This window comes from Streptomyces sp. NPDC001941 (genome assembly GCF_040296945.1).
Taxonomy (GTDB): Bacteria; Actinomycetota; Actinomycetes; order Streptomycetales; family Streptomycetaceae; genus Streptomyces.
Genome location: NZ_JBEOYE010000041.1, coordinates 1 through 24,825, shown reverse-complemented (window position 1 = coordinate 24,825; position 24,825 = coordinate 1). Strand labels below are relative to the sequence as shown.

General features: G+C 71.8%; 19 protein-coding genes. 7 read left to right on the top strand and 12 right to left on the bottom strand.

Going from position 1 to position 24,825, the window contains the following annotated elements; genetic code table 11:
- Nucleotides 1–229: 229 nt before the first annotated feature.
- Genes ABT160_RS25445 through ABT160_RS25430 form a run of 4 tightly spaced genes read left to right on the top strand, consistent with a single transcriptional unit; the run spans nt 230 to nt 5,992 of the window.
- Nucleotides 230–1,213, top strand: coding sequence for an ABC transporter permease (locus ABT160_RS25445; RefSeq protein WP_351650109.1), 984 nt, complete (start codon nt 230–232; stop codon nt 1,211–1,213).
- A gap of 13 nt (nt 1,214–1,226) precedes the next feature.
- Nucleotides 1,227–2,180 (top strand): ABC transporter permease, encoded by a 954-nt coding sequence (locus tag ABT160_RS25440; protein WP_351650108.1) that lies wholly within the window; start codon nt 1,227–1,229, stop codon nt 2,178–2,180.
- Nucleotides 2,177–4,264 carry a dipeptide ABC transporter ATP-binding protein gene (locus ABT160_RS25435; protein WP_351650107.1) on the top strand — a complete coding sequence of 696 codons (2,088 nt, stop codon included), beginning with the start codon at nt 2,177–2,179 and terminating at the stop codon, nt 4,262–4,264. The genes ABT160_RS25440 and ABT160_RS25435 overlap by 4 nt, the downstream gene beginning before the upstream one ends.
- A 51-nt stretch (nt 4,265–4,315) precedes the next feature.
- Nucleotides 4,316–5,992: an ABC transporter family substrate-binding protein gene (locus ABT160_RS25430; protein ID WP_351650106.1), complete on the top strand. Its 1,677-nt coding sequence runs from the start codon at nt 4,316–4,318 to the stop codon at nt 5,990–5,992.
- A 103-nt stretch (nt 5,993–6,095) separates the two neighbouring features.
- Here the strand turns inward: ABT160_RS25430 and ABT160_RS25425 are convergent, their stop codons facing one another.
- The 4 genes from ABT160_RS25425 to ABT160_RS25410 all read right to left on the bottom strand — a co-directional run bounded on the left by ABT160_RS25425 (nt 6,096) and on the right by ABT160_RS25410 (nt 8,794).
- Complete coding sequence (locus ABT160_RS25425; protein WP_351650105.1) at nt 6,096–6,467, bottom strand: PRC-barrel domain containing protein; 372 nt, start codon at nt 6,465–6,467, stop codon at nt 6,096–6,098.
- A gap of 194 nt (nt 6,468–6,661) precedes the next feature.
- Complete coding sequence (locus ABT160_RS25420; protein WP_351650104.1) at nt 6,662–7,168, bottom strand: cupin domain-containing protein; 507 nt, start codon at nt 7,166–7,168, stop codon at nt 6,662–6,664.
- A gap of 149 nt (nt 7,169–7,317) precedes the next feature.
- Nucleotides 7,318–7,791: a hypothetical protein gene (locus tag ABT160_RS25415; RefSeq protein WP_351650103.1), complete on the bottom strand. Its 474-nt coding sequence runs from the start codon at nt 7,789–7,791 to the stop codon at nt 7,318–7,320.
- Nucleotides 7,784–8,794, bottom strand: coding sequence for a DNA topoisomerase IB (locus ABT160_RS25410; protein WP_351650102.1), 1,011 nt, complete (start codon nt 8,792–8,794; stop codon nt 7,784–7,786). The genes ABT160_RS25415 and ABT160_RS25410 overlap by 8 nt, the downstream gene beginning before the upstream one ends.
- A gap of 379 nt (nt 8,795–9,173) precedes the next feature.
- Between ABT160_RS25410 and ABT160_RS25405 the strand changes: the two genes are divergently transcribed.
- Nucleotides 9,174–9,452 (top strand): hypothetical protein, encoded by a 279-nt coding sequence (locus ABT160_RS25405; protein ID WP_351650101.1) that lies wholly within the window; start codon nt 9,174–9,176, stop codon nt 9,450–9,452.
- A 10-nt stretch (nt 9,453–9,462) separates the two neighbouring features.
- Here ABT160_RS25405 and ABT160_RS25400 read toward each other — a convergent pair whose 3' ends face one another.
- From ABT160_RS25400 to ABT160_RS25380, 5 genes are all read right to left on the bottom strand, one after another.
- The gene (locus tag ABT160_RS25400; RefSeq protein ID WP_351650100.1) at nt 9,463–10,287 is read right to left on the bottom strand and encodes a phosphatase PAP2 family protein; all 825 of its coding nucleotides are present in this window, start codon (nt 10,285–10,287) and stop codon (nt 9,463–9,465) included.
- Nucleotides 10,288–10,382: 95 nt separating this feature from the next.
- Nucleotides 10,383–12,158 (bottom strand): bifunctional phosphatase PAP2/diacylglycerol kinase family protein, encoded by a 1,776-nt coding sequence (locus ABT160_RS25395; protein WP_351650099.1) that lies wholly within the window; start codon nt 12,156–12,158, stop codon nt 10,383–10,385.
- Between the two features lie 120 nt (nt 12,159–12,278).
- Nucleotides 12,279–12,962 carry a response regulator gene (locus tag ABT160_RS25390; protein WP_351650098.1) on the bottom strand — a complete coding sequence of 228 codons (684 nt, stop codon included), beginning with the start codon at nt 12,960–12,962 and terminating at the stop codon, nt 12,279–12,281.
- Nucleotides 12,963–12,966: 4 nt separating this feature from the next.
- Nucleotides 12,967–14,220: a sensor histidine kinase gene (locus tag ABT160_RS25385; RefSeq protein WP_351650097.1), complete on the bottom strand. Its 1,254-nt coding sequence runs from the start codon at nt 14,218–14,220 to the stop codon at nt 12,967–12,969.
- A gap of 32 nt (nt 14,221–14,252) precedes the next feature.
- Nucleotides 14,253–15,146 carry a CPBP family intramembrane glutamic endopeptidase gene (locus ABT160_RS25380; protein WP_351650096.1) on the bottom strand — a complete coding sequence of 298 codons (894 nt, stop codon included), beginning with the start codon at nt 15,144–15,146 and terminating at the stop codon, nt 14,253–14,255.
- A 398-nt stretch (nt 15,147–15,544) separates the two neighbouring features.
- Between ABT160_RS25380 and ABT160_RS25375 the strand changes: the two genes are divergently transcribed.
- On the top strand, nt 15,545–18,760 hold the full coding sequence (locus ABT160_RS25375; RefSeq protein ID WP_351650095.1) for an FG-GAP-like repeat-containing protein: 3,216 nt from the start codon (nt 15,545–15,547) through the stop codon (nt 18,758–18,760).
- A 14-nt stretch (nt 18,761–18,774) separates the two neighbouring features.
- Here the strand turns inward: ABT160_RS25375 and ABT160_RS25370 are convergent, their stop codons facing one another.
- The 3 genes from ABT160_RS25370 to ABT160_RS25360 form a co-directional block, all read right to left on the bottom strand.
- Nucleotides 18,775–20,151 (bottom strand): threonine/serine exporter family protein, encoded by a 1,377-nt coding sequence (locus ABT160_RS25370; protein ID WP_351650094.1) that lies wholly within the window; start codon nt 20,149–20,151, stop codon nt 18,775–18,777.
- A gap of 76 nt (nt 20,152–20,227) precedes the next feature.
- Nucleotides 20,228–20,770 (bottom strand): DUF6886 family protein, encoded by a 543-nt coding sequence (locus ABT160_RS25365; protein ID WP_351650093.1) that lies wholly within the window; start codon nt 20,768–20,770, stop codon nt 20,228–20,230.
- Between the two features lie 54 nt (nt 20,771–20,824).
- Entirely contained in the window at nt 20,825–21,172 is a 348-nt protein-coding gene (locus ABT160_RS25360; RefSeq protein ID WP_351650092.1) for an STAS domain-containing protein, read from the bottom strand.
- A gap of 399 nt (nt 21,173–21,571) precedes the next feature.
- On the opposite strand from ABT160_RS25360, the gene ABT160_RS25355 reads away from it, so the two are divergent.
- Nucleotides 21,572–24,825 (top strand): RHS repeat-associated core domain-containing protein (locus ABT160_RS25355; RefSeq protein ID WP_502984298.1); only part of this gene is annotated, 3,254 nt, incomplete at its 3' end.

Genomic DNA, 24,825 nt, shown 5'->3' with positions numbered 1-24,825 from the left:
GCGTCTTTCCGAAACCGCCGGACGGGACGCCCATTGCTGCGGTGGTGTTTCGGCTTCGTGGCGGGATGCCCGGATCGCTGGCGCCACACGTGTACCGCACACAAGACTCTCATTCGCGCAAACGTGCAATCGACCCGTAGCTCCAGAAGGTTCCACCCCCCATGCTCACCCCCCGCAGACCCTGCGCCCACGAGGCGCGCCCGCCGCACCCGGTGGGGAGGTGGAGCCCGTGCTCCGGTACGTGACCCGCAAGGCGGCGGGCTGGCTCCTGATGATCGCCGTGGCCACCAACGCCACCTACTTCCTCGCCAGTTGGTTCCTGGACCCGCGCTCCAACTTCAGGGAGCTGCGCCCGGTCCGCACCGACGCCCAGATCTCCCGCGCCCTCGCCCCGTACAACCTCGACCCGCACGAGCCGCTGGTGCACCGCTGGTGGGAATGGCTCACCGGGGTCGTCCTCCACTTCGACTGGGGGCGCTCCCCGGTCGGGGTGTCGGTGAACGGCGAGATCGGCTACCGCTCCCTGGTCAGCGCCGAACTGGTCATCGGCTCCACGATCCTGTCGGTCGTCCTCGGCGTCGCCCTGGCCGTCCACACCGCCTCGCGCCAGTACGGCTGGACCGACCGGACCGCCCAGGCCGTCTCGATGGCGCTCTTCAACATCCCGGTGTCCATCGCCGCCCTCGGCCTGGTCCTGCTGGCCATCTCGCTCAACGAGCACGCCGGCTGGCACTTCCTGTACGTCGCCGGGGCCAACTCGCCCGACGTGGAAGGCTTCTGGCCCACCATCGGGGACCGCCTCCTGCACCTCATCCTGCCCACGCTGACGCTCACGCTCACCGGTTACGTCGGCTACCACCTCACGCAGCGCTCCCTGCTGCTCGACACCATCAACTCGGACTTCGTGCGCACGGCCCGCGCCACCGGACTCACCCGGGCCCAGGCGGTGCGGCGGCACGCCCTGCGGACCGCGCTGATCCCGACGGCGCAGTCCGTGGCGTTCAGCATCCCGGCCGTCTTCACCGGCGCGATCCTCACCGAGACGATCTTCGGCTGGAGCGGCATGGGCCAGTACTTCATCCAGACCATCGGCAAGAACGACGTCCACGGCACCGTCGCGACGGCCGCCTTCGCCGCCGCGCTGACCGCGATCGGCGCGATCCTCGCGGACGTCGCCACCGTCTTCCTCGACCCCCGGGTGCGGGTGAGCTGAGGTGAGCACTCCGATGAGGCCCGACGTGACCCCCGACGCCGTCCTGGCCACCGGCCCCGGACCGGCGGCAGGCCCGCAGGCCGCCCCCGCGCCCGAGGACCGCTACCTGGGACGCGGCCGCCTCTACCTGCGGCGCTTCCTGCGCAACCGGCTCGCGGTGACCGGTTCGCTGATCTTCGTCCTGCTCGTGCTGTTCAGCGCCCTCGGCGGCCTGTTCACCCCGTACGCGCACTCCGACGCCGACTTCGCGGCCCTGACCCAGCCGCCCAGCGCCGAGCACTGGTTCGGCACCAACCAGGGCGGCAACGACATCTACGCCGCCACCGTGCACGGCCTCCAGCGCTCCCTGGTCATCGCCGTCAGCGTCTCCCTGCTGACCGTCGTCGTCGCCGCGGTCGTCGGCGCGGGCGCGGCCTACCTCGGCGGGCGCGTCGAGAAGGCCACCCTCGCCACCATCCACTTCCTGCTGATCGTCCCCTCCTTCCTCATCCTCGCCCTGGTGTCGCACCGGCTCGCGGGCGACTGGCGGGCGCTGATCCTCGTACTGACCCTGTTCGGCTGGATGTCCACCGCGCGCGTGGTCTGGTCGGTGTCGACGTCCCTGCGCGAACGCGACTACGTGCGCGCCGCCGAGTACATGGGCGTGCACCCGCTGCGCATCGTGGTGCGCCACATCATCCCCAACCTGGGCTCCCTGCTGATCGTGAACCTCACCCTCGGCGTCGTCTCCACCGTCCTGAGCGAGACCGCCCTGTCCTTCCTCGGCTTCGGAGTGCAGACGCCCGACGTGTCGCTGGGCACGCTGCTCGCCGACGGCGCGGGCACCATCACCAGCGCGCCCTGGCTCTTCGCGTTCCCCGCCGGGCTGACCGTGCTGCTCACCGTCTCGATGACCTTCGTCGGCGACGGACTGCGCGACGCCCTCGACCCCACGTCCACCACCGGCGCGGCAGGAGGCCGACGATGACCCTGGCTCCCGCCCCCCGCACCGACGAGGGCAACGGGCCCTCCGGCCCGGCGCCCGTACTGTCCGTACGCGACCTGCGCGTGTCCTTCCCCTCCGAGGCCGGGCCCGTCGAAGCCGTCCGCGGCATCGGCTTCGACCTGCTGCCCGGGCGCACCCTGGGCATCGTCGGCGAGTCCGGCTCCGGCAAGTCCGCCACCGCCCTGGGCATCATGGGCCTGCTGCCGCCCACCGCCCGGATCGAGGGCCAGGTCCTGCTCGGCGGCCGCGACCTGGCCGCCCTGGACGACAAGGCGCTCTCCCGGGTGCGCGGCAAGGACATCGGCATGGTCTTCCAGGACCCGCTGTCCGCGCTCACCCCCATCTTCACCGTCGGGCGCCAGCTGTCCGACGCCCTGCGCGTGCACCAGGACCTGTCCAAGAAGGACGCCTGGGAACGCGCGGTGGAACTGCTCGACCTGGTGGGCATCCCCGACCCGCGCGAGCGCGCCAGGTCCTTCCCGCACGAGTTCTCCGGCGGCATGCGCCAGCGCGTCGTCATCGCCCTCGCCATCGCCAACAAGCCCTCGGTCCTCGTCGCCGACGAGCCCACCACCGCCCTCGACGTCACCGTCCAGGCCCAGGTCCTCGACGTGCTCCGACTGGCCCAGCGCGAGACCGGCGCCGGGCTCGTCCTGATCACCCACGACCTCGGCGTGGTGGCCGGGCACGCCGACGACGTCGCCGTCATGTACGCGGGACGGATCGTCGAACACGCGGGCGTCGACGCCCTGTTCCACCGCCCGGCCATGCCGTACACCGCCCGCCTGCTCGCCGCCGTGCCCTCCGTGGACACCGGCGCCGAGCGGCCCCTGGTGCCGATCGGCGGCGAACCGCCCTCCCTGGTCGACCTGCCGACCGGCTGCCCCTTCGCGCCGCGCTGCGCCGTCGCCCAGGACGCGTGCCGCACCGCCGAGCCCGACCTGGCCGCACTGGACGGCCACGGGCACGCCGCCTGCCTGCGCGCGCCGGAGATCGCGGAGGGCACGCTCGACCCCGCCGGGGACGCCGAGCCCGTCGCACCCGCCGTCGCGGGGAGCCGCACCGCGGGCGAGGTCGTGCTGCGAGTGGAGGACCTGGTCAAGACCTTCCCGGTGACCCGGGGCGCCCTGCTCAAGCGCCGGGTCGGCACCCTCAACGCGGTGAACGGCGTTAGCTTCGAGCTGCGCGCGGGCGAGACGCTGGCCCTGGTGGGGGAGTCCGGCAGCGGCAAGACCACCACGCTGCGCGAGGTGCTCCGGCTGCGCGCCCCGGAGGCCGGACGGATCGAACTGGCCGGCACCGACGTGGCCGACCTGCGCACCGCCGCGCGGATACGCGAGGTGCGCGGCGACGTCCAGATCGTCCTGCAGGACCCGACGGACGCGCTGGACCCGCGCCTGACCGTCTTCGACCTGCTCGCCGAGCCGCTCGGCGCGGCCGGCACCGACCGGTCCGCCGTACGCGCCCGGGTCAGCGAACTGCTCGACCTGGTGGGCCTGGACCGCGCGATGGGCGACCGCTTCCCCGCCGCCCTGTCCGGCGGCCAGCGCCAGCGCGTCGGCATCGCCCGCGCCCTGGCCCGCGAGCCGAAGGTACTGGCCCTGGACGAGCCGCTGTCCGCGCTGGACGTCTCCGTACAGGCCGAGATCATCAACCTGCTGGTACGGCTCAGGCGCGAACTCGGCCTGGCCTTCCTGGTCGTGGCCCACGACCTGGCCGTGGTGCGCCACTTCTCCGACCGCATCGCCGTGATGTACCTGGGGCACGTCGTCGAGTCCGGGGCCACCGAGGAGATCTTCGCCCGCCCCCGGCACCCGTACACCAAGGCCCTGCTGTCGGCGATCCCCGTACCGGACCCCGCGCGCGAACGGACCCGTGAGCGCATCGTCCTCGCGGGCGAACAGCCCAGCGCCGCGCGGCTGCCGCGGGGCTGCGTGTTCGCCGACCGCTGCCCGCTGTACCTCCAGGCCGACGAGAGCGTACGCGAACGCTGCCGCACCGAGCGCCCGGCGACCGTGCACGCCCCGGGCTCGGCGGACCACCAGTTCGCCTGCCACGCGGCCTGACACACCATCAACTCCGCACCCCAGCCACCCCCCTCACCCCAAGGAACCCCCATGCGCAAGAAACTGGCCCTGCCCCTCGCCCTCGCCGCGGCGATCTCGGTCGCCGCCACCGCCTGCTCCTCGCCCTCCGGCTCCGGAACCGGCTCCGCCAAGAACGCGGCCAAGGCCGCGTCGTCGGTCACCGACTACAACCCCCAGTCGTACGAGAACGTCAAGGACGGCGGCACCTACACCACTGCGGGCACCTTCGAGGACCAGGGCAACCCCTTCAACGTCAACGGGACCCTGACCTCCCTGCGGGTGTGGTCCTGGTACAACGCCGACGCCATCACCTACTCGCCCACCGGCGAGGTCCAGTACAACCCGGACTACTACAGCGACGTGAAGGTCTCCGTCGAGGGCGGCAACCAGAAGGTCGTCATCACCCTCAACCCCAAGGCCGCCTTCAACGACGGCACCCCCATCGACTGGAGAGCCATCGAGGCCACCTGGAAGGCCAACAACGGCTCCGACAAGGACTTCGCCGCCTCCTCCACCGAGGGCTACGACCGCATCACCTCGGTCACCCGCGGCAAGGACGACAAGCAGGCCGTCATCACCTTCAAGGGCGTCAACCCGTCCTGGACGGCGCTGTTCTCCACCTTCCTGCACCCCAAGGCCGCCACCGTCGACAACTTCAACAAGGCGTACGTGAAGACCGCGCACCCCGAGTGGGGCGCCGGCCCGTACACCGTCGGCAGCTGGGACGCGCACTCCGGCAACATCACCTTCGTGCGCAACCCCAAGTGGTGGGGGAAGAAGGGCAAGCTCGACAAGCGCGTCTACGTGAACCTGGAGTCCGCGGCTTCCACCAACGCCTTCAAGAACGGCCAGCTCGACTACACCTCCGGCGTGGACGCCGAGAGCCTCAAGCAGCTCAGGACGGTCAAGGGCGCCGAGATCCGCAGCGGCGGCAGCCCCTTCGAGTACTCGCTCCACCTCAACACCAAGTCCCCGCTCCTCGGCGACCTCCAGGTCCGCAAGGCGGTGCTGGAGGGCATCGACCGCGGCCAGATCGCGAAGATCCAGTTCCAGGGCCTGGACTACAGCGAGCCGCTCCCCGGCTCCGCCGTGCTCTTCAGCTTCCAGAAGGGCTACCAGGACAACGTCTCCGCCGTCCTGAAGCACGACCCCGAGGACGCCAAGAAGACGCTGGACGCCGCGGGCTGGAAGCCCGGCGCCGACGGCATCCGCGCCAAGGACGGCAAGAAGCTCGAACTGGGCTACACGCTGCTCGGGGACCAGCCGATCGAGAAGGCCACCGCCGGCGCCTTCACCGCCATGCTCAAGGGCATCGGCGTGAAGGTGAACATCAACAAGGTCTCCGAGAACGACTTCGCCAAGGTCATCAGCGAGCGCCGCTTCGACCTCTTCATCTCCGGCAACCGCGCGACCGACCCGTTCGGCGCGCGCTACCTGTGCGACTTCTACTGCTCCGACCGCGACTCCAACATGACCGGCTCGGGCACCCCCGAACTGGACAAGGAGATCAGGGCCACGAGCGGGATCGCGACCCTCCCGGAGCAGATCGCGGCGGTCAACAAGGTCGAGCGCAAGGCGCTCCAGCAGTACGCCTTCCTGCCGCTGTACAGCGGCCCCTCCACCTACGGCATCAAGAAGGGCCTCGCCAACGTCGGCGCGAGCATCTTCTACAGCCCGCTGCCGGAGACGATCGGCTGGCAGAAGTAGGACGCGGGAATGCGGGGGCCGCAGAGGCCGTTGCCCGGAAACGGGCGCGGTTCCCTGCGGCCCCCGCTTCCGGTGACCACGACTCTCTGGCGCCGGCGCGCGATCAGAGGGTGCCAGGGGTACGGGGGCCGGGGTGCACGGCGTAGTGGCTGCCGACCTGCTGGTGGTAGTCGGGGCTGCCGAGGTGCTTGTCCTTGTCGAACTCCGGGGCGTTCTTGATCTCGTCCTTGGTGCGCCCGATGCGCACCGTCTGGTTGTCCAGGTCGACGGCGGTGACGGTTCCCGCGGGCAGGAGGACCTCCTTGCCGAAGATCCAGACGCCGGTGTCGACGACGAGGTACTGCGCGCCGACCTCGGACGAGTGCTTGTCGATCTTTCCGATGTGGCCGTCGGTCGCCTCGACCCTCCAGCCCGTCAGATCGGTGCCCGAGGTGAAGTCGGCGGCGGGAGCGTAATTCCACATGGTGTCAGTCATTTCGTTACCTCCGTGGAAATGGGAAAACCTGCGGAGAGCGACACGGAATTTCCCGGTCATTTCGCAGTGGGTATAGCTCTCGTGTGACCGGAACGAGCCCGCGTAAACAGATTGGTTGTTCGTTAACGTCGGCAGCGACCTTTGACACCCGACGAAATCCTCTCGGGGAGGCGTGCGAGCGACCAGGCGGCGAGTCAGCGTGGTTCGGCGGCGGGACGGCAGTAGCGGTGTATCAGGTCCGACTGTTCGGGGAAGGCCCGCAGCAGGTCGTCCGCGCGGGCGAGCGTCATGTCGTCGTAGTCGAATCCCGGCGCGACGGCTTCGCTGATCAAGCCGTGGTCGCCGTGGGTGAGGTGGGACGCCTTCCACACCCCACCGGGAACGGCGAGCACGAGGAGCTGACCCTGACCGGGGTCCTGGCCCAGGACCACTGCTCGGTGGCTGCCGTCCGGGAACAGCAGGTGATAGGTGATCGGGTCACCGTGGTGGTGGAAGTGCAGTATGTCCGACCGGTTGAGGTGCCAGTACCCTATGGGCGACCGGCGCGTCAGCAGGTAGTGGATGGACGTCAGCGTGTAGCGCTCGCCCGCGGGCGTGGGGATGCGGGCCCGGTGGTCGGCTTGGAACGTCCGGCGGAAGTACCCTCCCTCCACGTGCTCCTCCAGGTCGAGCGCCTCGATCCAGTCCTCTGCCGTCGTCATCGTGCCGTCCTCCTCGCATGGGTGGCCTTGCGCGGGTTGCCGAGCACGGGCGGTCACGGGTGGTCCGGTCGTCCGGACGCTTGCGGATGACGCCGGGAGACCGCCGCACGGCGACCGTGAGCCGCTGCTCCCGCTCCCTCCGACGCCCCCTACTCCTGCGGCTCCGCCTCCAGCCGCCCGAGTCCCCGCTCCCATCGCTCGCGTCGCTCGCGCTCCGTCAACTCCCACCAGGGGGTCCCGCGTTCCCCGAGGGCTTCCTTCGCCTGCTGCACCCGGCTGCGGGCAGTGCGTTCGGCGCGTGCGTCACCGTCGGCGAGCGCGGTGCGGACGGCCCGGCGCGCGGCCATCAGGTGGTGACGCAGACGGGACGCGACGTCCTCGGGGAGCGCCGGGTCCGTGGCGCGCCACTTGCGGCCGTTGATGACGATGTGGTGCCCGTCCGGCGTCATCTCGCGCGAGGAGCCGGGGGAGGAGCTGGGAGACGGGCCGGGCGAGGCGCCGGGTGAGGGGCCGCGTGATGATCCGGAAGGCGAGGAGGCGTCCATGCGGGACATCATCGTGGAGGGCCCGGCCGTCGGGGCCGCGACCTTCCGGTGGCCGGGCAGAGCGCCCGGTTCAGGCAAGCAAGGCGCGTACGCTCTCCTCGATCGGCCCCTGGGTGGCGGGCGTTCCCCGGGTCGTGTCCGCGCCGAGCGCGTCCAGGTCGGCCGCGATCGTACGGCCCTGTGCGTACAACTCGAAGAGCCGCGGGTTGATGTAGGACGCCCGGCAGACGGCCGGGGTGTTCCCCAGGTACCGGGACACGTCCCGTACGACCTGTGCTTCCGCGCGCCGGCGCGCGGCGTCCCCGGCATCGGCGCTGCGGACGGCGACCGCGAGGCCGACGGCCGCGAGCACGGTGGCGTGCCACGTGCGGAAGTCCTTCGCGGTCAGGTCGGCGCCCGACAACTCCCTCAGGTGTTCGTTGAGTTCGCCTGCCTCGACGGTGTGCCAGGAGCGCGTCCGCCAGTAGGCGAACAGTGCGGGATCGTCGCCGGGGCGCCGCCGCAGCGCTCGTACGACCCGGAAGGCGTCCGGATCGGGCAGCCGCCAGCAGCGCTCCACCCCGCTCTTGCCCGGGTAGGTGAAGCGCAACTCGCCCGCCACGCAACGGACGTGACTGCGCAACAGCGTGGTCAGGCCGTACGCCTCGTGGGCGCGGGCGGAGGCGGGCGATCCGATCCGGAAGTAGCCGTGATCGAGGAGCCGGACGAGCCCGCCCAGCACGCGCTCGCGCGACAGGCCCCTGCCCTGGAGGTCCCGCGCGACCTGGTCGCGTACGTCCGGCAGCGTGGTCGAGACCTCGCGTACGTGCTCGTGCTTGGCCAGCTCCTGCTGGCGACGGAACTCAGGGTGGTAGAGGTACTGCCGACGACCGGCGTCGTCCACGCCCGTCGCCTGGACGTGTCCGTTCGCCCACGGACAGATCCAGACGTCCCGCCAGGCCGGGGGGATGGCGAGCGCCCGGATCCGTTCGAGGTCCGCCGAGGAGAGCGGGCCTCCCCGGGCCGTCCGGTACCGGAAGCCCCGGCCGTGGCGCAGGCGCTCGTGGCCGGGGAGTTCGAGCCGACTGGTGCGCAGGCGCATGGATCCCCCTGAGGACGTGGCCCTGGACCTGGACGTGGACCTGGGTGCGGGACACCGGGTGCGCGGTGTCCCTGGGACGGTGCAAGTGTCCGGGGGACGGTGCGTACGAGACGTGTCCGCGCGGCGAATCGCGGCAGCACCTGACGGCCCAAGCGCCGTCGGGAGGGTTCCCGGAGCCCTGCCGGGCACACCTGGCCCGGCCGCTGTTCACCCGATCACGTGAGTGCGTGGCGGCGCGATCACGCGGTTCGTCCGGTGCGGGGGAGCCGGCGTGAGGACACCTTCCGGCCATGTTCGGTTCTCCGCACGTGCGTCGTGGCGGGAGTCGGGGTACACAGACTTGCGTCGATGTCAGCTTCGAAGCCGAGGAGCCCGTGCCATGACCGACCTGGTGCATCCGTCCCCCTACGGGGCGGCGCGCAAAGCCGTGCTGGAGGTCCTGGGCTGGTACGACGACCGCCTGCGCACGGGCGCGCCGGGAGCTGACCCGTACTCCCGCGCGGGCAGCGACGTGGTGGTCGGACAGCGGGCGCACACCGCGGTCCTGAACAGCCTCTCCAGCGTGGGTCCGCAGCTCCTGGAGCGCGTGGCCTCCGACTACACCGCGCTCCTCGCCCATCTGCACGGCGCCGGGCCCGCGGGGGCCGGACCGGCCTGACGCGGGCCCCTCAGCGGCGCCCGGTGGACTCCTCCGGGTCCCCCGGCGCGGAGAGTTCGGGCTCGAGGCCCTCGGTCACCGTCGTGCGGCGGCGGCCCGTGTCCGCGCGCCAGGCCTCGAAGACCAGGGTCGTCGCCGTGACCACGGCGAGCCCGAGGAGCCAGCCGCCCACGACGTCGCTGAACCAGTGCACGCCGAGCGCGATCCGGGTGAAGCCCACGCCCAGCACGCTGGTCACCGCCACGGCCCACGGCAGCGGGCGCCAGCGGGCTGGGACGAGGGGCAGCAGGACGAGCAGGACCACCGCGCAGGAGGTGGTGGCCGTCATCGCGTGGCCGGAGGGGAAGGAGAAGCCCGGCGCGTGGGCCACCGGGTCGGGCAGGTGGGGGCGGGCGCGTTCCACGACGTTCTTCACCAGCAGCCCGATCAGGCCGCCCCCGACCGCCGTGACGGCGGCCCAGGCCGCCAGCCGCCAGGCGCGCCGCACCAGCAGCCACACCACCACCGCGGCCACCAGCAGGCGCATGGTCAGCGGGTCCCACACCACGTTCGAGAGGACCCCCAGGGCGTCCACCCACGCCGGGTGCCCGAGCGCGGCGGAGTGCAGCCCCTCCGCCGCCGCGCGGTCCAGGCGGCGCAGCGGGGGCCAGCCGGACTCGACGAGGACGAGGGCGAGCCCGAAGGGTACGGAGACCGCCGCCGTCGCCGTCACCGTGAGCAGCAGCCTCCGTCCGAACGCCGCGTCGGCCCAGGACCGGCCACCCGCACCCCGGCGCTCGGGAGTCCGGGCCGCGAAGAGGCGGCGGAGGAGGGGGCGGGCGGTGCGCGGTTCCATGGTGCGCGGTCTCCTTGTCCAGTCGGTTCGTTCGGGATGGTGAGGGCTGGGTGCCGGGGCGGTGCCTGCCGGATCGGACGCCAGGCCCACGCTCGTCACGTCTCCACGGCACTCGGCCGACGGCTCCCCTCGGCCTTCCCGACCGTGGGCAGAGACGGGGACGTCAAGGGCGAAGGGGCGCCGCCCGTCACGGCCGGGACCGCATCCGCCACGACCGATGCGGGCGACCGGGGCAGGCGGACGCGGAGGGCTGACGGTTCGACGGCGACGCTCAGCCGGGTGCCGTCGGACAGCACCTCGCCGTCGGCCTCGCGGGCTTGGGGGCGGTCGAAGCGCAGGTCGACGCGGGACGCGGTGAAGTACTCCAGGGCACCTCCGGCGACCGGACCCGCGTCACCGGAGGCGGGGTCGGGGTCCGTGGTACGCCACGGCAGCGCGCGGGCCGCCAGGTGCGTGAGGGCGGAGAGCCAGCCGGCCGGACCGTGCGGGTCGAGCAGGACGACCTCGAGGCGTCCGCTGTCCGGGCGGGCCCCGGGCAGGAGTTCCAGGCCTCCTTGGAGGGTGCCGACGTTGCCGATGGCGACCATGCGCGCACTGCGTCGCAGCGGGCGGCCCCCGTCCAGCCGCAGGGTGAGCCGCATCCGAGGGTCGCCCAGGTGCCGGGCGGCGGACAAGGCGTACGCGGGCCAGCCCAGGCGCGCCTTGAGCGCGGGCGAGGCGTCGCGGACCATGGCGGCGTCGAAACCGGCGCCGACCATGACCGTGAACCGCGCGGGCGTGAGGCCGTCGCCCGTGAGCCGACCCACGTCGATGCCGAAGTCGGCGCCCTCCAGGGCCTCTTCGAGTGCGGTGAGGGTATCGGTCGGCAGGCCGAGGTTGCGGGCCAGCAGGTTGCCCGTGCCGCAGGGGGCGAGGGCGAGCGGCACTCCTGTACCGGAGAGCACGTCGGCGCAGGCCTGGACGGTGCCGTCGCCGCCGCAGACCACCACCAGGTCGACACCGTCCAGGCCGGTCCGCCCGGCGAGTTCGCCACACGGCCGCTCGGCGCTGGTGGACGTCCACTGCTGCTCGGCGCAGCCGTGGCGGTCGAGCAGGGTACGTATCTGCCCGGCGAGGTCGTCGGGGCAGGAGAGCGGGTGGCGTACGACGAGGGCGCGGAACCCGGTGGTCAGGCCGGGGACGGCGCGGGTGCCCGGGCGGGTGTCGGAGGCCGGTGCGCGCTCCGTGAGGAACGCCGACCCCATCACGAGCAGGGTCGAGGTGGCGTTCAGGAGGCCGCCGACCACGTCCGAGGGGTGGTGCATGCCGCGGTACATGCGGGACAGGGCGACCGCCGGGGGGACCAGGAACAGCAGCGTCGCGGCGATGAGCCGCCAGGGGCCGCGCAGGCGGCGCAGCGCGAGGACGGCGAGCCCGCCGTACAGGGCCGCGGAAGCCCCGACGTGCCCGGAGGGGAAGCTGGAGGTGGGCGGTGCGCCGTCCAGTCGCTCGACGTCGGGCCGGGGGCGCTCGACGAAGGCGGTGACGAGGAGGAAGACGGCCGACTGCGCGGCGACGGACGCGCCGAGGAACAGTGCTTCGGCGCGCAGGGGCACGCGCGGTGCCACCAGCAGGGCCACGACGCAGAGGAGCGCGAGGCCGATGACCATCTCGGTGCTGGCCGCGGTCGACAACCAGGCGGTGACCGTGTCGGCCAGCGGACCCCGGTGTGCGGCGAGTGCGCGGACGATCCCGTCCTCCGCGGCCAGGGGCCGTCCGTCCGCCGCCGCGTAGGTGACCAGCAGGCCCAGGAGCACCATTGCCACGGCCTGGCCGACCAGCAGCGTTCCGTGCCGCCACCAGGGCGCGGGGGTGCGTTCATCCGTCGTCATGGAGGCTTTGTTGCCGGAAGGGCGCCGATGATGCGCGTGTTCGGCCGCGGGTCGGCCGGACCGCTCACCGCCGGGGCGTCGAGGCTCCCCTCAGCGGTACCCCCGCACCCGCACCGGTGTTCAGCTGGTGGAGGGCGCCAGGCCGGTCCGGTACGCGAGGACGACGGCCTGGACGCGGTCGCGCAGGGCGAGTTTGGCCAGGATGCGGGAGACGTACGTCTTCACGGTCTCCGGGGCCACCCGGAGTTCGGTGGCGATCTCGGCGTTCGACAGGCCCCGCGCGATCTGCTGGAACACTTCCAGTTCGCGTACGGTCAGGGCCCGGACGACGGCGTCGCGTTCGGCGGAGGCGGGGCGCAGGTGCTCGGCGTAGTGGCCGATGAGGTGGCGCGTCACCGCGGGGGCCAGGAGGGCTTCGCCGCGGGCCACGGTCCTGATCCCGGCGACGATGTCCGCCGGGGGCGAGTCCTTGAGGAGGAAGCCGCTGGCCCCGGCCTTGAGCGCGTCGTACACGTAGGCGTCGACGTTGAAGGTGGTGACGACCAGTACCTTCGGCGCGTCCTCGGCTTCGGGGCCGGCCAGTCGGCGGGTGGCGGCGATGCCGTCGAGCAGGGGCATGCGGATGTCCATCACCACCACGTCCGGGCGGAGCCGCAGCGCGAGCTGGACGGCTTCGTGCCCGTTCGCGGCCTCGCCGACGACGTCCATGTCGGGCTGTGAGGAGAAGATGGTGGCGTACCCCGTGCGGACCAGGGCCTGGTCGTCGCAGACGAGTACGCGGATCGGCGGCGGTGCGTCGGTCACGGGACTACTCCTGGCCGGACTGGAGGGGGAGGGTGGCACGGACCTCGAAACCGCCCAAGAGGCTTGGTCCCGCGTGGAGTTCACCGTGCAGCGCCTGGATGCGTATGCCCAGGCCGGTCAGTCCCCGCCCGCCTCCCGTCACCGGCCGCGCTCCTTCGGCGGAGTGGACGGGTGCGAGGCGCGGGCCGTCGGTGGTGACCGTGATCTCGATCGTCGACGCGGTGTGGCGGAGCGAGACCGTGGTGGGCTGCCCGGGGGCGTGCTTCATCGCGTTGGTGAGCGCTTCCTGGACCGTACGGTAGGCGGCCAGCTCGATGTCGACCGGCTGGGGAGTGCGCTCGCCCTCCTCGCTGAAGCGGACCGGCTGGCCGGACGCGCGGGCCTGCTCGACGAGGTCCGCCAGCCGGCCCAGCGTCGGGCCCCGGTCCGTTCGCGCGGGATCGGCGAGGGCACCGTCCCCGGTCGCCTCCAAGACGTCCAGGAGACTGCGGAGTTCGGTCAGCGCCCGCCGACCGGTGTCGCTGACGGCGACGAGCGACTCCGTGGCCCGCTCCGGCGCACCGGCGATCAGGAACTGCGCCGCGTCCGTCTGGATGACCATCGCGGTCACGTGGTGCGTGACCACGTCGTGCAGTTCGCGCGCGATCCGGGCCCGCTCGGCGGCCGTGGCGGCGTCGGCCGCCAGCCGCCGGCGCTCCAGCTCCCGTGCCCGACGTACGCGCACACCCCGCCCCAGCAACCAGAACCCGGCCAGTACGAGGAAGAAGGCGAGGTAGTCCATCGCGGCCTGGGGCGAGCCGAGGCGGTGCAGCACCACGGCCAGGACGACGTACCCTGCACTCGCCACGGCCGGCAGGGCGCCGCGCGAGCGGGCCTGGTGGGCGCCTGCCGAGTACAGCGCCACGTACAGCCCCATGCTGCCGAACGTCGTCGCGTAACCGAGGACTTGATGGCCAGCGAAGGCGAACCCGATGACCGCGAAACAGACGCCCGGGACCTTTCGGCGGCCCGCGAGGGGCAGCGTCTGGGCCAGGGTCAGCACGATGCTCAGAGCGTCCGCAGGACGCCCGGGCAGGTCGCCGATCTGCGCACCGATCACCGACAAGGTCGGGACGAAGGCCATTACCGAGAGGACCACGGCCAGGACGCCGTCCTGCACGGCGACCGGCTGGCGCTTGCCCCAGTCCAGCGCGGGGACTGGTCGGTGCTTGCCCCAGTTCGCCACGGTGTAGGGCCAGTTGGCTCGCTCCGTCGTCATCTCGCCCCTCCGTACGCCTGGTTGTCCGGTCCTCAGCGGCGGGTGAGCCGGGGCCATATTGTGCCCTGGCGGCGCGCCCGGACGAGCATCGGGACGATGATCAGGAGGCTGAGCAGGACGGGCACGACCGATGCCTCCAGGCCGAACCGGCCACCGGTCAGGACGGAGGACCCTGCCGTCTCGACGGTGAACAGGCCGTCGGGAGTGTGACCGGACAGGGGTACGCCCGCCAGTTGCTGCACGGTGTTCCAGGTGAAGTGCAGGCCCGCGACGAACCAGATGCTGCGCCGCCACAGGAACGCGACGCCGAGCAGCACGCCCGCCTCGACGGCGATGGCCACCGCACCCCACAGGCTGGCGCCCGCCCCGCCCAGGTGGGCCGCGCCGAAGAACACCGCGGTGACGGTGATGGCCACGGCGCTGCCCCAGCGCTGTTCCAGGGCCTGCAGGGCCAGGCCGCGGAACATCAGCTCCTCGGCGACCGCGGCGTTGAGCTGCATCATGACCGCCGACCACACCACCCCCACGAAGCCGTGCCCGGCCCAGGTGAACGAGTAGCCGCCGAACAGGGTGATCAGCGCGAGGACCACCAGGATGAAGGCCAGGCCCAGCCCGCCGCCGAGCGCGGCCTCCCGCAGCGCGCCGGCCCGGGCGATCTCCGGCGTCGACCGTTGCGCGAGACGGCGCATCACCCACGCGTACACGGCCACCGCACCCACGGCGCCCAGCGCCGGGACCGGCCCGGGGCCGGTGGCGGTCAGGGCCGCGACCAGCCCGATCCCGAGCATGCCGCACACCGCCCAGCCCAGCGGGGTGCGCGCGAGCCGTCGGAGGCGGCCGCGCGGTCCGGCCTGCGCGTCTGACGCCCCGGATCCCGGCTCCGGTCCGGAGGGCGTTTCGTGCGGGGCGGCGGACGACGAACTCATGGTGGACCTCCCTGGCGGCGGGGGACCGCACTCGTGGCGGCCCGCTGGCCACGCTAGGCACGCGCCGCGGAGCGCGGATCACCCGCACGAGGACAACTGCCGTAGCTCTCACGGGGGATGTGGCGCTGCGCTTGCCTTCGTACCGTCGTCCTGCCACGAGTGCGCGGGGGAGCACTCGAACAACTCCCCGTGGCGTGCACCGCACTTTGCCGGACGCGCGGCGTCCCGTTCCCCCACCACCTACCGCCCTCGACTCGCCCCGTCGAAAGCAGGACGTACGCATGCGCCTCCTCCGCTCCACGCCGTCCCCGACCCGCGCCCGGGAGTGCCGACGAAGGCCTCCGGGACCCTCCCGCCGCCCGGCCAGAGGGGTTCTCCTCACGGTCGTCCTGGCCCTGTTGTCGTCCGCCGTCGTCGCGCTCGGCGGGGCAGCACCGGCGTACGCCGGCTCCCTGCGGACGACGGGCGTGATCACCTACAACCTGCAGGGAGCGACGGCGGGCAGGGACAGCAAGTGGTTCAACACCATCAGGAGGTACGCGATAGCCGCCGATGTCGTCACGGTCCAGGAGGCCGGACCCGAGCCGCCCGGTGACTTCGTGGAGAACATCGTCATCGATCCCGCGGCGCCCGGCAGGTCCGGGTACGTCCAGCGCTATCGGTGGCGTGTCGCTGACGAGCGGGACCGGGAGACGTTCCACATCTACTACTTGCAGACCGACTCCCAGGACGGCAGGTACGTCGGAGGACGCAACAACCTCGCCATCGTGACGAGGCAACTGGCGGACGAAGTCCGCATCATCCGCAACCACGACCCCGGGCGCACGGCGCGCAACGCGCTCGGCATCCGTCTGGGCAACGAGTGGTACTACTCCTTCCACGCTCTGTCCGGCTCCGCGGCCGACGCGCCCGCGATGACGCAGGCGATGGCGGATGCGGCAGGGGGCCGGAACTGGACCATCGGAGCGGACTTCAACATAGAGCCGGGGCGGTTCGCGCAGCCGGCCAACTCCTACCGCTACGCCACCGGCCTGCCCACGCAGCAGAGCGGCCGTGAACTGGACTGGGTCCTGTCCTCGGAGCGGATCGACGACCATCCGGTGGCGCGGCGCCCCGGGGAGCAGGCCGACCACTACGCCGTCCAGGTCGGGGCCATGCGGGCCGCGGCCGAGCCGCCGGACCTGCGGATCCTGCCGCTGGGCGACTCCATCACCTACGGCGTGGGCAGTTCCGACGGCGCAGGCTACCGCGGGCCGCTCTGGCAGGACCTGAGGAACCAGACGCAGACGGTCACCAGCTTCGTCGGTTCGCAGCACAACGGCGAGGTCCCCGACAACGACCACGAGGGCCATTCGGGCTGGACCATCGAGAACATCGCCAGCATCACCGACACCGCCATGGCCACCTACAAGCCCAATGTCGTGCTCCTGCACATCGGCACCAACGACATGAACACCAACCGTGATCCGGCCGACGCGCCCCGGCGCCTGGGCGGGTTGATCGACCGCATCGTCAACGACCAGCCCGACGTGGCCGTCGTGGTCTCCACCCTGGTGCCCGCACGCGACCCGGTCGTCGAGGGGCGCATCGCCGCCTACAACAACTCCATCCCCGCCGTGGTCGCCGAACGGCAGAACGCGGGCAAGCACGTGTGGATGGTCGACATGGACCCCGTCCAGGTCTCCGACCTGGCCGACCTGCTGCACCCCAACGACAGCGGCTACCGCAAGATGGGAGACATCTTCTACGAGGGCGTCCGCTCCCTGGAGGTCGCCGGCTGGGTCAAGCCCGCACCGGGCAGCGACCCCGGCAACGGCGGACCGCTCGGGGCCCCCAACTGGTTCGCCAAGGGCAACATAGCCAGCGGGTACGGGGCCTCCATCAACCCCGACCCACAGCCGGGCGCCGACCCCCCGGGCCCGCAGAGCACCTACCACCTGGCCGACCTGAACGGCGACGGCCGCGACGACTACCTCAAGGTCGGCGGGGACTACCGGATCACGGCCTGGCTCAACGGCAGCAACAACCCCGCAGGCACACCCACCTGGAACTACCTGGGCCTCATCGGACCGCCCCTGCCGCCCACGGACATCGTCGACTTCGCGGACATCAACGGCGACCACCGGGCCGACCTGCTGCTGATCGGCGCCGCGAACGGCTCCCTCATCGCGTTCCTCAACGCCGGTCCCACGCCCTCGGGCTGGGCGTGGAACCCCGCGGGCAGGGTCGCCCCCGGCGTCGGTTCGCTCGGAATCCTGGTACGGATGGCCGACATCAACGGCGACAGCCGGGCGGACTACCTCGTCCTGGGCAGGGACAACGGGTCCGTCCGCGCCTGGATCAACAACGGCCCCTCCGCCTCGTCCGACTCCGGCTGGGCCTGGGACTCCGCCGGCGAGGTCGCCCCAGGCGTGGGCTCCCCCTTCCAGCAGGTCGTCTTCGCGGACGTCACGGGTGACGGCCGCGAGGACTACCTGGTCCTGGGCAGGGACAACGGGTCGGTGACCCTTTGGGACAACGGAGGGCCCTCCGCCTCCTCGCCGAGCGGCTGGGCGTGGAACCCCCGTGGCCGCATCGCACCCGGTGCCGGCTTCATGTCACCGCGGGTCCTCTTCGGCCACCTGCACGCCCGCACCGGACCCAACAACAACGGCCGCGCCGACTACGTCGTCTTCGACATCACCAGCGGTGCCATGGACATGTGGCTCAACGCCGGTCCCCCGCCCGGCGGAAGCGGCGACTGGAACTGGAACCCCCTGGGCACCATCGCGAACGGGGAACGCGGCCGGGTCCTGTTCGCCCACATCGACGGCGACGCCCGCGACGACTACGTCTACCTCGCCGCCAACGGAGCCGTGTACACCTGGCTCAACGGCGGTCCCGACCGCTACGACTGGCACTACAAGGGCCGCATCGCCCCCGGCGTCGGAGTGCCCGGCCGGGAGGTCACCTTCGCGGACATCGACGGCGACGGCGACGACGACTACGTCACGCTCCACCCGGACACCGGCGCGCTGACCCTGTGGGAGAACCGGGGCGCCTCCGCGGCCTCCGACAGCGGCTGGGCGTGGGAACCCAGGGGCCGCATCGCCTCCGGAGTCGGCGCCCGCGGTGAACACGTGCGCCTCGCCGACGTCGACGGCGACCGCAAGGACGACTACGTCGTCATCGGAGCGTCGAACGGTTCGCTCACCGCCTGGTCCAACGGCGGCTACCGCCCCGGCTCGCCCATCGACCCGTGGAACTGGAACCCGCTCGGCCAGATCGCCCCCGGCGTCGGCTCACCCGCCAGCCACATCCGCCTCGCCCAGCTCTACATCTATCCCAACGATCCCACGGCCAGCCGACGCGTCGACTACCTCGACGTCAACGACGACAGCTCCGTGCGCGGCTGGCAGAACGCCGGACCCGCCTCCTCCTCACCCAGCGGCTGGGCCTGGAACCCCCAGGGCATCATCGCCGCCGGGGTCCCCGCGGCCACCGGCGGAACCCGCTCCGCACCCGGCAGCCACATCCACTTCGCCGACATCAACGGCGACGGCCGCGACGACTACCTCGACATCGACCCGGCCAACGGCTCGGTCTGGGCCTGGACCAACACCGAGGCGTTCTGACTCCTCGGCGCGGTTCAGGCGGCGGCAGCGGGCTGGAGGCGGATCAGGGCGCGGGCCAGGGCGTTGCCGAGGAGGGTGCCGGCGACGACGCCGATGCCGATGGCACTGCTGGCGACCAGGGCCAGCAGGGCCGCGGTACCGGCGTCGTCGCGTCCGAGGGAGAGCTGGGTGAGGCTGTCGTACACCTGCAGGCTGGGGAGCAGCGCACCGGCCGCACCCGGGATGATCACGGCCGCGGCGGGGATGCGCAGGAGCGGGCTGCACAACGCCGCGGCGATCCCGAGCGTGGTGGCGGCGCAGGCCACCGCGAGGGGCGGTGCGCCGAGCAGGTGGACCGCCGCGGTGTTGACCCCGCCGGCCAGCAGGCCCGCGGCGAGGGCGACCGGGATGTGGCGGCGCGTTCCGCCCATGGAGAGGCAGTTGCCCAGTGCCCCCACCGCGGCGACGAGCAGTGCGCCCCACACCGGCAGCACGGTGTGGTCGATGGAAGGGGCGTAGAGGTCGGCGGCGGCCTCGTCGGCCAGGACGGCGGCGGTGACCACGCCCGCCGCCATCCCGGCGAGTGCGAGGGAGACGTTGACGGTGCGGGTGGCGGTCATGAGGGAGAAGCCGTTGATGCCGTCCTGCGGCAGGGCGATCAGCGGCCCGATGGGCAGGAGCACGACGAGGTTCGCGGCCATGACGGCGGTGCTGTAGGGGTGTACGAGTCCCCACTCCAGCAGCGCGATGCCCAGGGCGACGACGACGGCGGCCTGGATGGCGATGGTGAAGAAGAACGGGACGGCCATGCGCGCAAGCAGCCACCCGGTTCGTTCGCACAGTCCCCAGACGGCCGCGGCGGTGAGGGCGGCTGAGGGGGAGCCCCCGACCTGGAGCGTCACGGACGCCGCCAGGATCGCGCCGCCGAGCACGACCACCCACCACGGCCACGGCGGGGGAGTCCGCTGGATGCGTTCGAGGGCCTTGCCGGCCTGGCGGACGTCGAGGCGTCCGGCGACCACGTGCGCGGTCAGGCGGTGCAGGGCGGCCATCCGGTGCAGGTTGCGGGGGTCCTGCGTCACGCGGGTCACCCGCATCATCGACGTCGGCACCTGGTTGGGCGGCGCGTACTGCAGGTGGATGGTGCGCGCGGTGACGTCGACCTCGAGGTGGTTGAGGCCGAGCGTGGTGGAGACCGCGATCACCGACGACTCGATCGTGCGGGTGCCGAAGCCGGACAGGAACAGCTCCTGCCCCAGCCGCAGTGCGAAGCCCATCACCCGGGCGGCGTCGGCCTCCGCGAGCACGTCGGCACCGGCGGACACCACGCCGTCGAACTCGGTGTGCCGCAGCCGCTCCAGGACCTCGGCACCCGGCCGAAGCCGTCGCCCGCCCTTCTCACTCCCGGACATGCCGAGCAACGTAGCGCACCGGCACCGGCGCCCCGCTCCGCGCCACGAGGGACACGCGAGGGGGGCTTCCGTCGGCTCAGGAGGTGGCCCGGGGCGTGGCGTTGCGCAGGCGGATGCCGCTGTAGCCGAGGGTGCCGGCGGTGACGGCGTCCCAGAAGTCCCACAGGTTGTCCAGGAGACGCAGCTGGATGCCCGCGTCCTGGTGCAGCCGCAGCAGGTCGCCGACGGGTTCGGGTGCGCCGAGCGGTTCGACGGGGGTGGTGGAGACGTGGGCGTGGGGGACGGGGTCGCCGACGGGGCGGAAGGAGGCGGCGGGCAGGCGGTAGGCGAAGAGCTCCACGTGGAGGAGGCGCGGCAGCCAGCCGTACTCGATCGCGTGGACCCGTTCGCCGCCGCCGGGTCCGAGGATGCGTTCCTTGTCGTCCTCGGTGGTGCCGGGCACGGTCCAGGCCATGGCGCGAGGACATTGGCGGGGGAACCAGTAGTCGGGTGCCCGGGCCGCGTCGACGGCCCACACGAAGGCTTCCGGGTGCCGTGCGGTGGCGGCGACGTGCGGGCGGAACAGGGTGATCGTGGGGTCCTCCGAGAAGTGCAGGACCTCTCCGGGCCGTGGGCGCATGCGCCGGTTCTACCAGAGCCGGTCAGCGCCCGGTACGCGTACGCGGAGTGCGGGTCAGCTGTCCTGTGAGGGCCCGGTGTCGGCGACGGTGAAGTGCTCCAGGGTTCCGCTCAGGGACAGCAGCCGGCGCACGCCGTCGGGGAGCGGGCCGAGCAGGATCAGCTCGCGCCCGGTGGCCTGGTGCCGAGCGAGGGCGCCGAGGAGGCTGTTGAGCAGCATGCTGTCGGCGAAGGCGACCCCCGAGAGGTCGATCGCGGTGGTGGGCAGCGCCGCTTCGTCCGCGGCGGCCCAGGCGGCGTCGAGTTCGGCGGTGTCGTCGAAGTCGGTCTCACCGTTCAGCTCGATCAGGAAGACCTGATCGAGTCGGGTGGTACGTGTTCTCGGGGCGGGCTGGTCGTGCATGCACGGATCTTCCCACCGGCTCGCGGGAACCTGGAAATCCGCCGTCCACGCCGTCCGGCACCACACCCGCACCGCCGCTCCCGGCGATGACACCGTCCGCGCGTACGCACTCCGAAAAGCCGTAGCCCTCGCATTTCTGACGGTCACTTTCCAGCCAACATTTACGGATCCTTGGGGGAATGACGGACGGCGTCCATCCTCGCGTTCCCCGTTCCTTCCCCGCACCAGACCCTCTCGCCCCACTCGCCCCACAGGAAGCGGCGCGACCAATTCCGACAGGTGTACGAAAACTGAAAGGGGGCACGGCGTGATCGCCCGGGGCCGCCGCGTGTGAACGTATGGCCGCCGCCGTACCGGCCGTCGGAGCCGGTAGGCGCCTCTTCCTGTGGGGGGAAGTCCATGCGTTCGCCCGTGCTGGGCGCGTCCGTCGTGCGCGCTCGCAGATCCAGCAGATCCACCCGCCTCGTGGTCACCGCCGCCCTCGCGGTCATGGCCGTCACCGCGACCACCCTTCCCGCCGTCGCCGCCGACCCGGGCGACCCGGGCCCGACGTCCGTCTGGGGCAAGGACGATGCGCCCCTGGCCTCGCCGCCGGTCCTGGTCGGCAGCACCAAGCCCGTACCGAACCAGCCGGAGGCCGCCCCGTCCGCCGCCGAAGCCGCCTGGGAGGCCGCCCAGCGCGAGCGCGCCGAGACCGGTGAGGCCCCCGCCCCGCCCGCCGGTGCGCGGCTCGCCCCGCTGGTCTACGTGCCCGAGGGCCAGGGCGACGTGCCCTGGCACCAGAAGTCGAGCTTCCGCGTCAGCGACTCGCTCGTCGCGGTCGTCAACCACTCCAACGGCAACCTGATGCTCGCGGGAACCGACTTCCAGGTCGCGGGCGTGGGCCAGAACCTGACGCTCTCGCGTACGTACAACAGCCTCGACGCCCCCTGGGGCAAGGTCTCCAAGCACTGGTGGCAGGGGTACGAGCGCTACGTCCAGTCGTTCGCCAACGACGCGGTCGTCTACGACAGCACCGGCGCCGCCCTCAGCTTCGACAAGAACGCCGACGGCTCGTACACGACGCCCAAGGGCTACTCCAAGGACCTGAAGAAGAACGCCGACGGCACCTGGACGCTCACCGACCGCAAGACGTCGGCCAAGGACACCTACGACGCGAACGGCACGCTCACCAAGGTCACCGACCGCAACAAGGGCGAGATCACCGTCGAGCAGCACGACCAGGGTCCCGAGCACAAGGGCTTCAAGCTCACCGAGAAGCGCTCCGGCCGCTGGATCGACCTGCTCAAGACCGACGCGTCGCAGTGGCAGGCCAAGGACCACACCGGCCGCACCGCCGTCTTCGACCTCGACCCCGAGGGCAACCTGTCGCGCACCACGGACACCGAGGGCAAGACGACCACCTTCGAGTACGACGGCTCGCGGCGCGTCCGGAAGATCGTCACGGCGGAGGGCCGGGTCACCGTCTTCTCGTACGACGACCAGAACCGCGTGCGCTCCATGCTCCGCGGCACCGGCCTCAACTCCGAGGGCCACACCGGGCCGACGTACACCTACTCCTACACCGGTGCCACGCCGGTCGACGCGGGCGAGACCACGGTCACCGACCCCGAGCAGCACCACACGTACTACAAGCACAACGCCGACGGCGAGGTCACCGAGACCCGCGACCACCTCCAGCGCAAGCGCGGCAAGTCCTTCGACGCCAACCGCAACATCGACTCCGCCACCGACGCCATGGGCTCGGGCTCCACGCCGGGCAACGTCACCAAGTACGGCTGGGACACCCGCAACAACCTCAAGTCGGTGACGGCGCCGACCGGCGGACAGACCGTCAACAACTGGCAGACCGTCGCGGGCGCCGACCGCCCCAAGGACTCCACCAACCCCGACGGCGAGAAGACCGAGTACACGTACGACGCCGTCGGCAACACCACCTCCGTCGCCAAGACCGGCACCGGGGGCGGCAACCAGACCTTCGAGTACAACCCGGCCACCCCGACCTGCGGCGGCTTCGAGGGCCAGCGCTGCAAGGCGATCACCAAGACGTCGGCGTCGAAGTCGGTGACCACGTCCTTCAAGTACGACGCGAAGGGCGACCTGACCACCGTCACCCCGCCCACGCCGCTCGGTGTCACCAAGATCCGCTACGACGACCTGGGTCGCGCCGTCAGCGTCCAGGACGGCCGCGGCGTGACGGTCACGTACGCGTACGACCACCGCGACCGGATCATCAAGGTCGACTCGTCCAACTACGCCACCGTGACGTACGCCTACGACGCCGACGGCAACCTCGTGCAGCGCTCGGACTCCACCGGCGTGACCAAGTACGAGTTCGACCCGCTCCAGCGCGAGACGATCCGCACCCTGCAGAACGGCTCGCAGACCAAGCTGGCCTACACCCCGGCGGGCAACGTCGACTACTACCAGGACCCGGCGGGGACCACGGACTACACCTGGAACGAGGTGAACAAGCTCAAGGAGCTGAAGGAGCCGAACGGCAAGGTCACTTCGTACGAGTACGACAAGAACGACGTCCGCACCAAGACGACCTACCCTGGCTCCACCGTCCAGGAGGTCACGGTCGACGCGGGCGGCCGCCCCGAGAAGATCAAGGCGACCTCGCCCAAGGGCACCCTAGTGGAGCTGGACTACGGCTACAGCGACGCCGGCAAGGACAGCGCCAAGATCCGCACGCGCACCGACGTCCTCGCGGGCCTGAAGACCACGTACCAGTACGACGGCGCCGGGCGCTTCTCCTACGCCAAGGAGGAGAAGGGCGGCACCCTCACCGAGTCCTGGCAGTACTGCTACGACCTGGCGGGCAACCTCACCTCGCAGGGTGTCGACCCCGGCTGCCCGCGCGGCACCACGTACACCCTGAACGACGCCCAGCAGATCACCGGCAAGAACGGCTCCACCACCGGCTGGAGCTACGACAAGGTCGGCAGCGAGACGGCCGGCGCCTCCACGCCCGAGGCCGCCAGGACGGCGGGCAAGTACACCGACCACAGGCAGCTCACCTCGGTCACGGTCGGCGGCAAGGCCTACGCCGGCCAGTACGCCTCCACCGACATGAGCGAGCGCATCAAGCTCGGCGACACCTACTTCCACAACGGCCCGCTCGGCCTCTCCGCCGCCTCGACCCTGGGCGTGGACCAGGGGTTCAACCGCGAGCCCGGGGGCACCCTCAACTCCATGACCACCGGCGGAAGGAGCTACTACTACCTCACCGACGCCCTGGGCTCGGTCGTCGCCCTCGCCGACGACACCGGCGCGAAGGTGAACTCGTACAGCTACTCGCCGCGCGGCGTGCGGCGCGGCGGCACCACCGAGAAGGTCGGCCAGCCCTACCGCTTCGCGGGCGGCTACCAGGACCCGACCGGGCTCTACCACTTCGAGGCCCGCTACTACGACCCCAACGTCGGCCGCTTCACCCAGCCCGACCCGTCAGGGCAGGAGAAGAACCCCTACCTGTACGCGGACGGCGACCCGGTCAACCGGATCGACCCCAACGGCCTGGCCTTCTTCGACGGCGTCGGCAAGGCCTTCGACCTGTACGACATCGGCAGCATGGCCAAGGACATCAGCGAGGGCAACTACAAGGACGCCCTGGCCACCGGTGTCGGCATGGCGGCGGGCGCCGCGGCGGA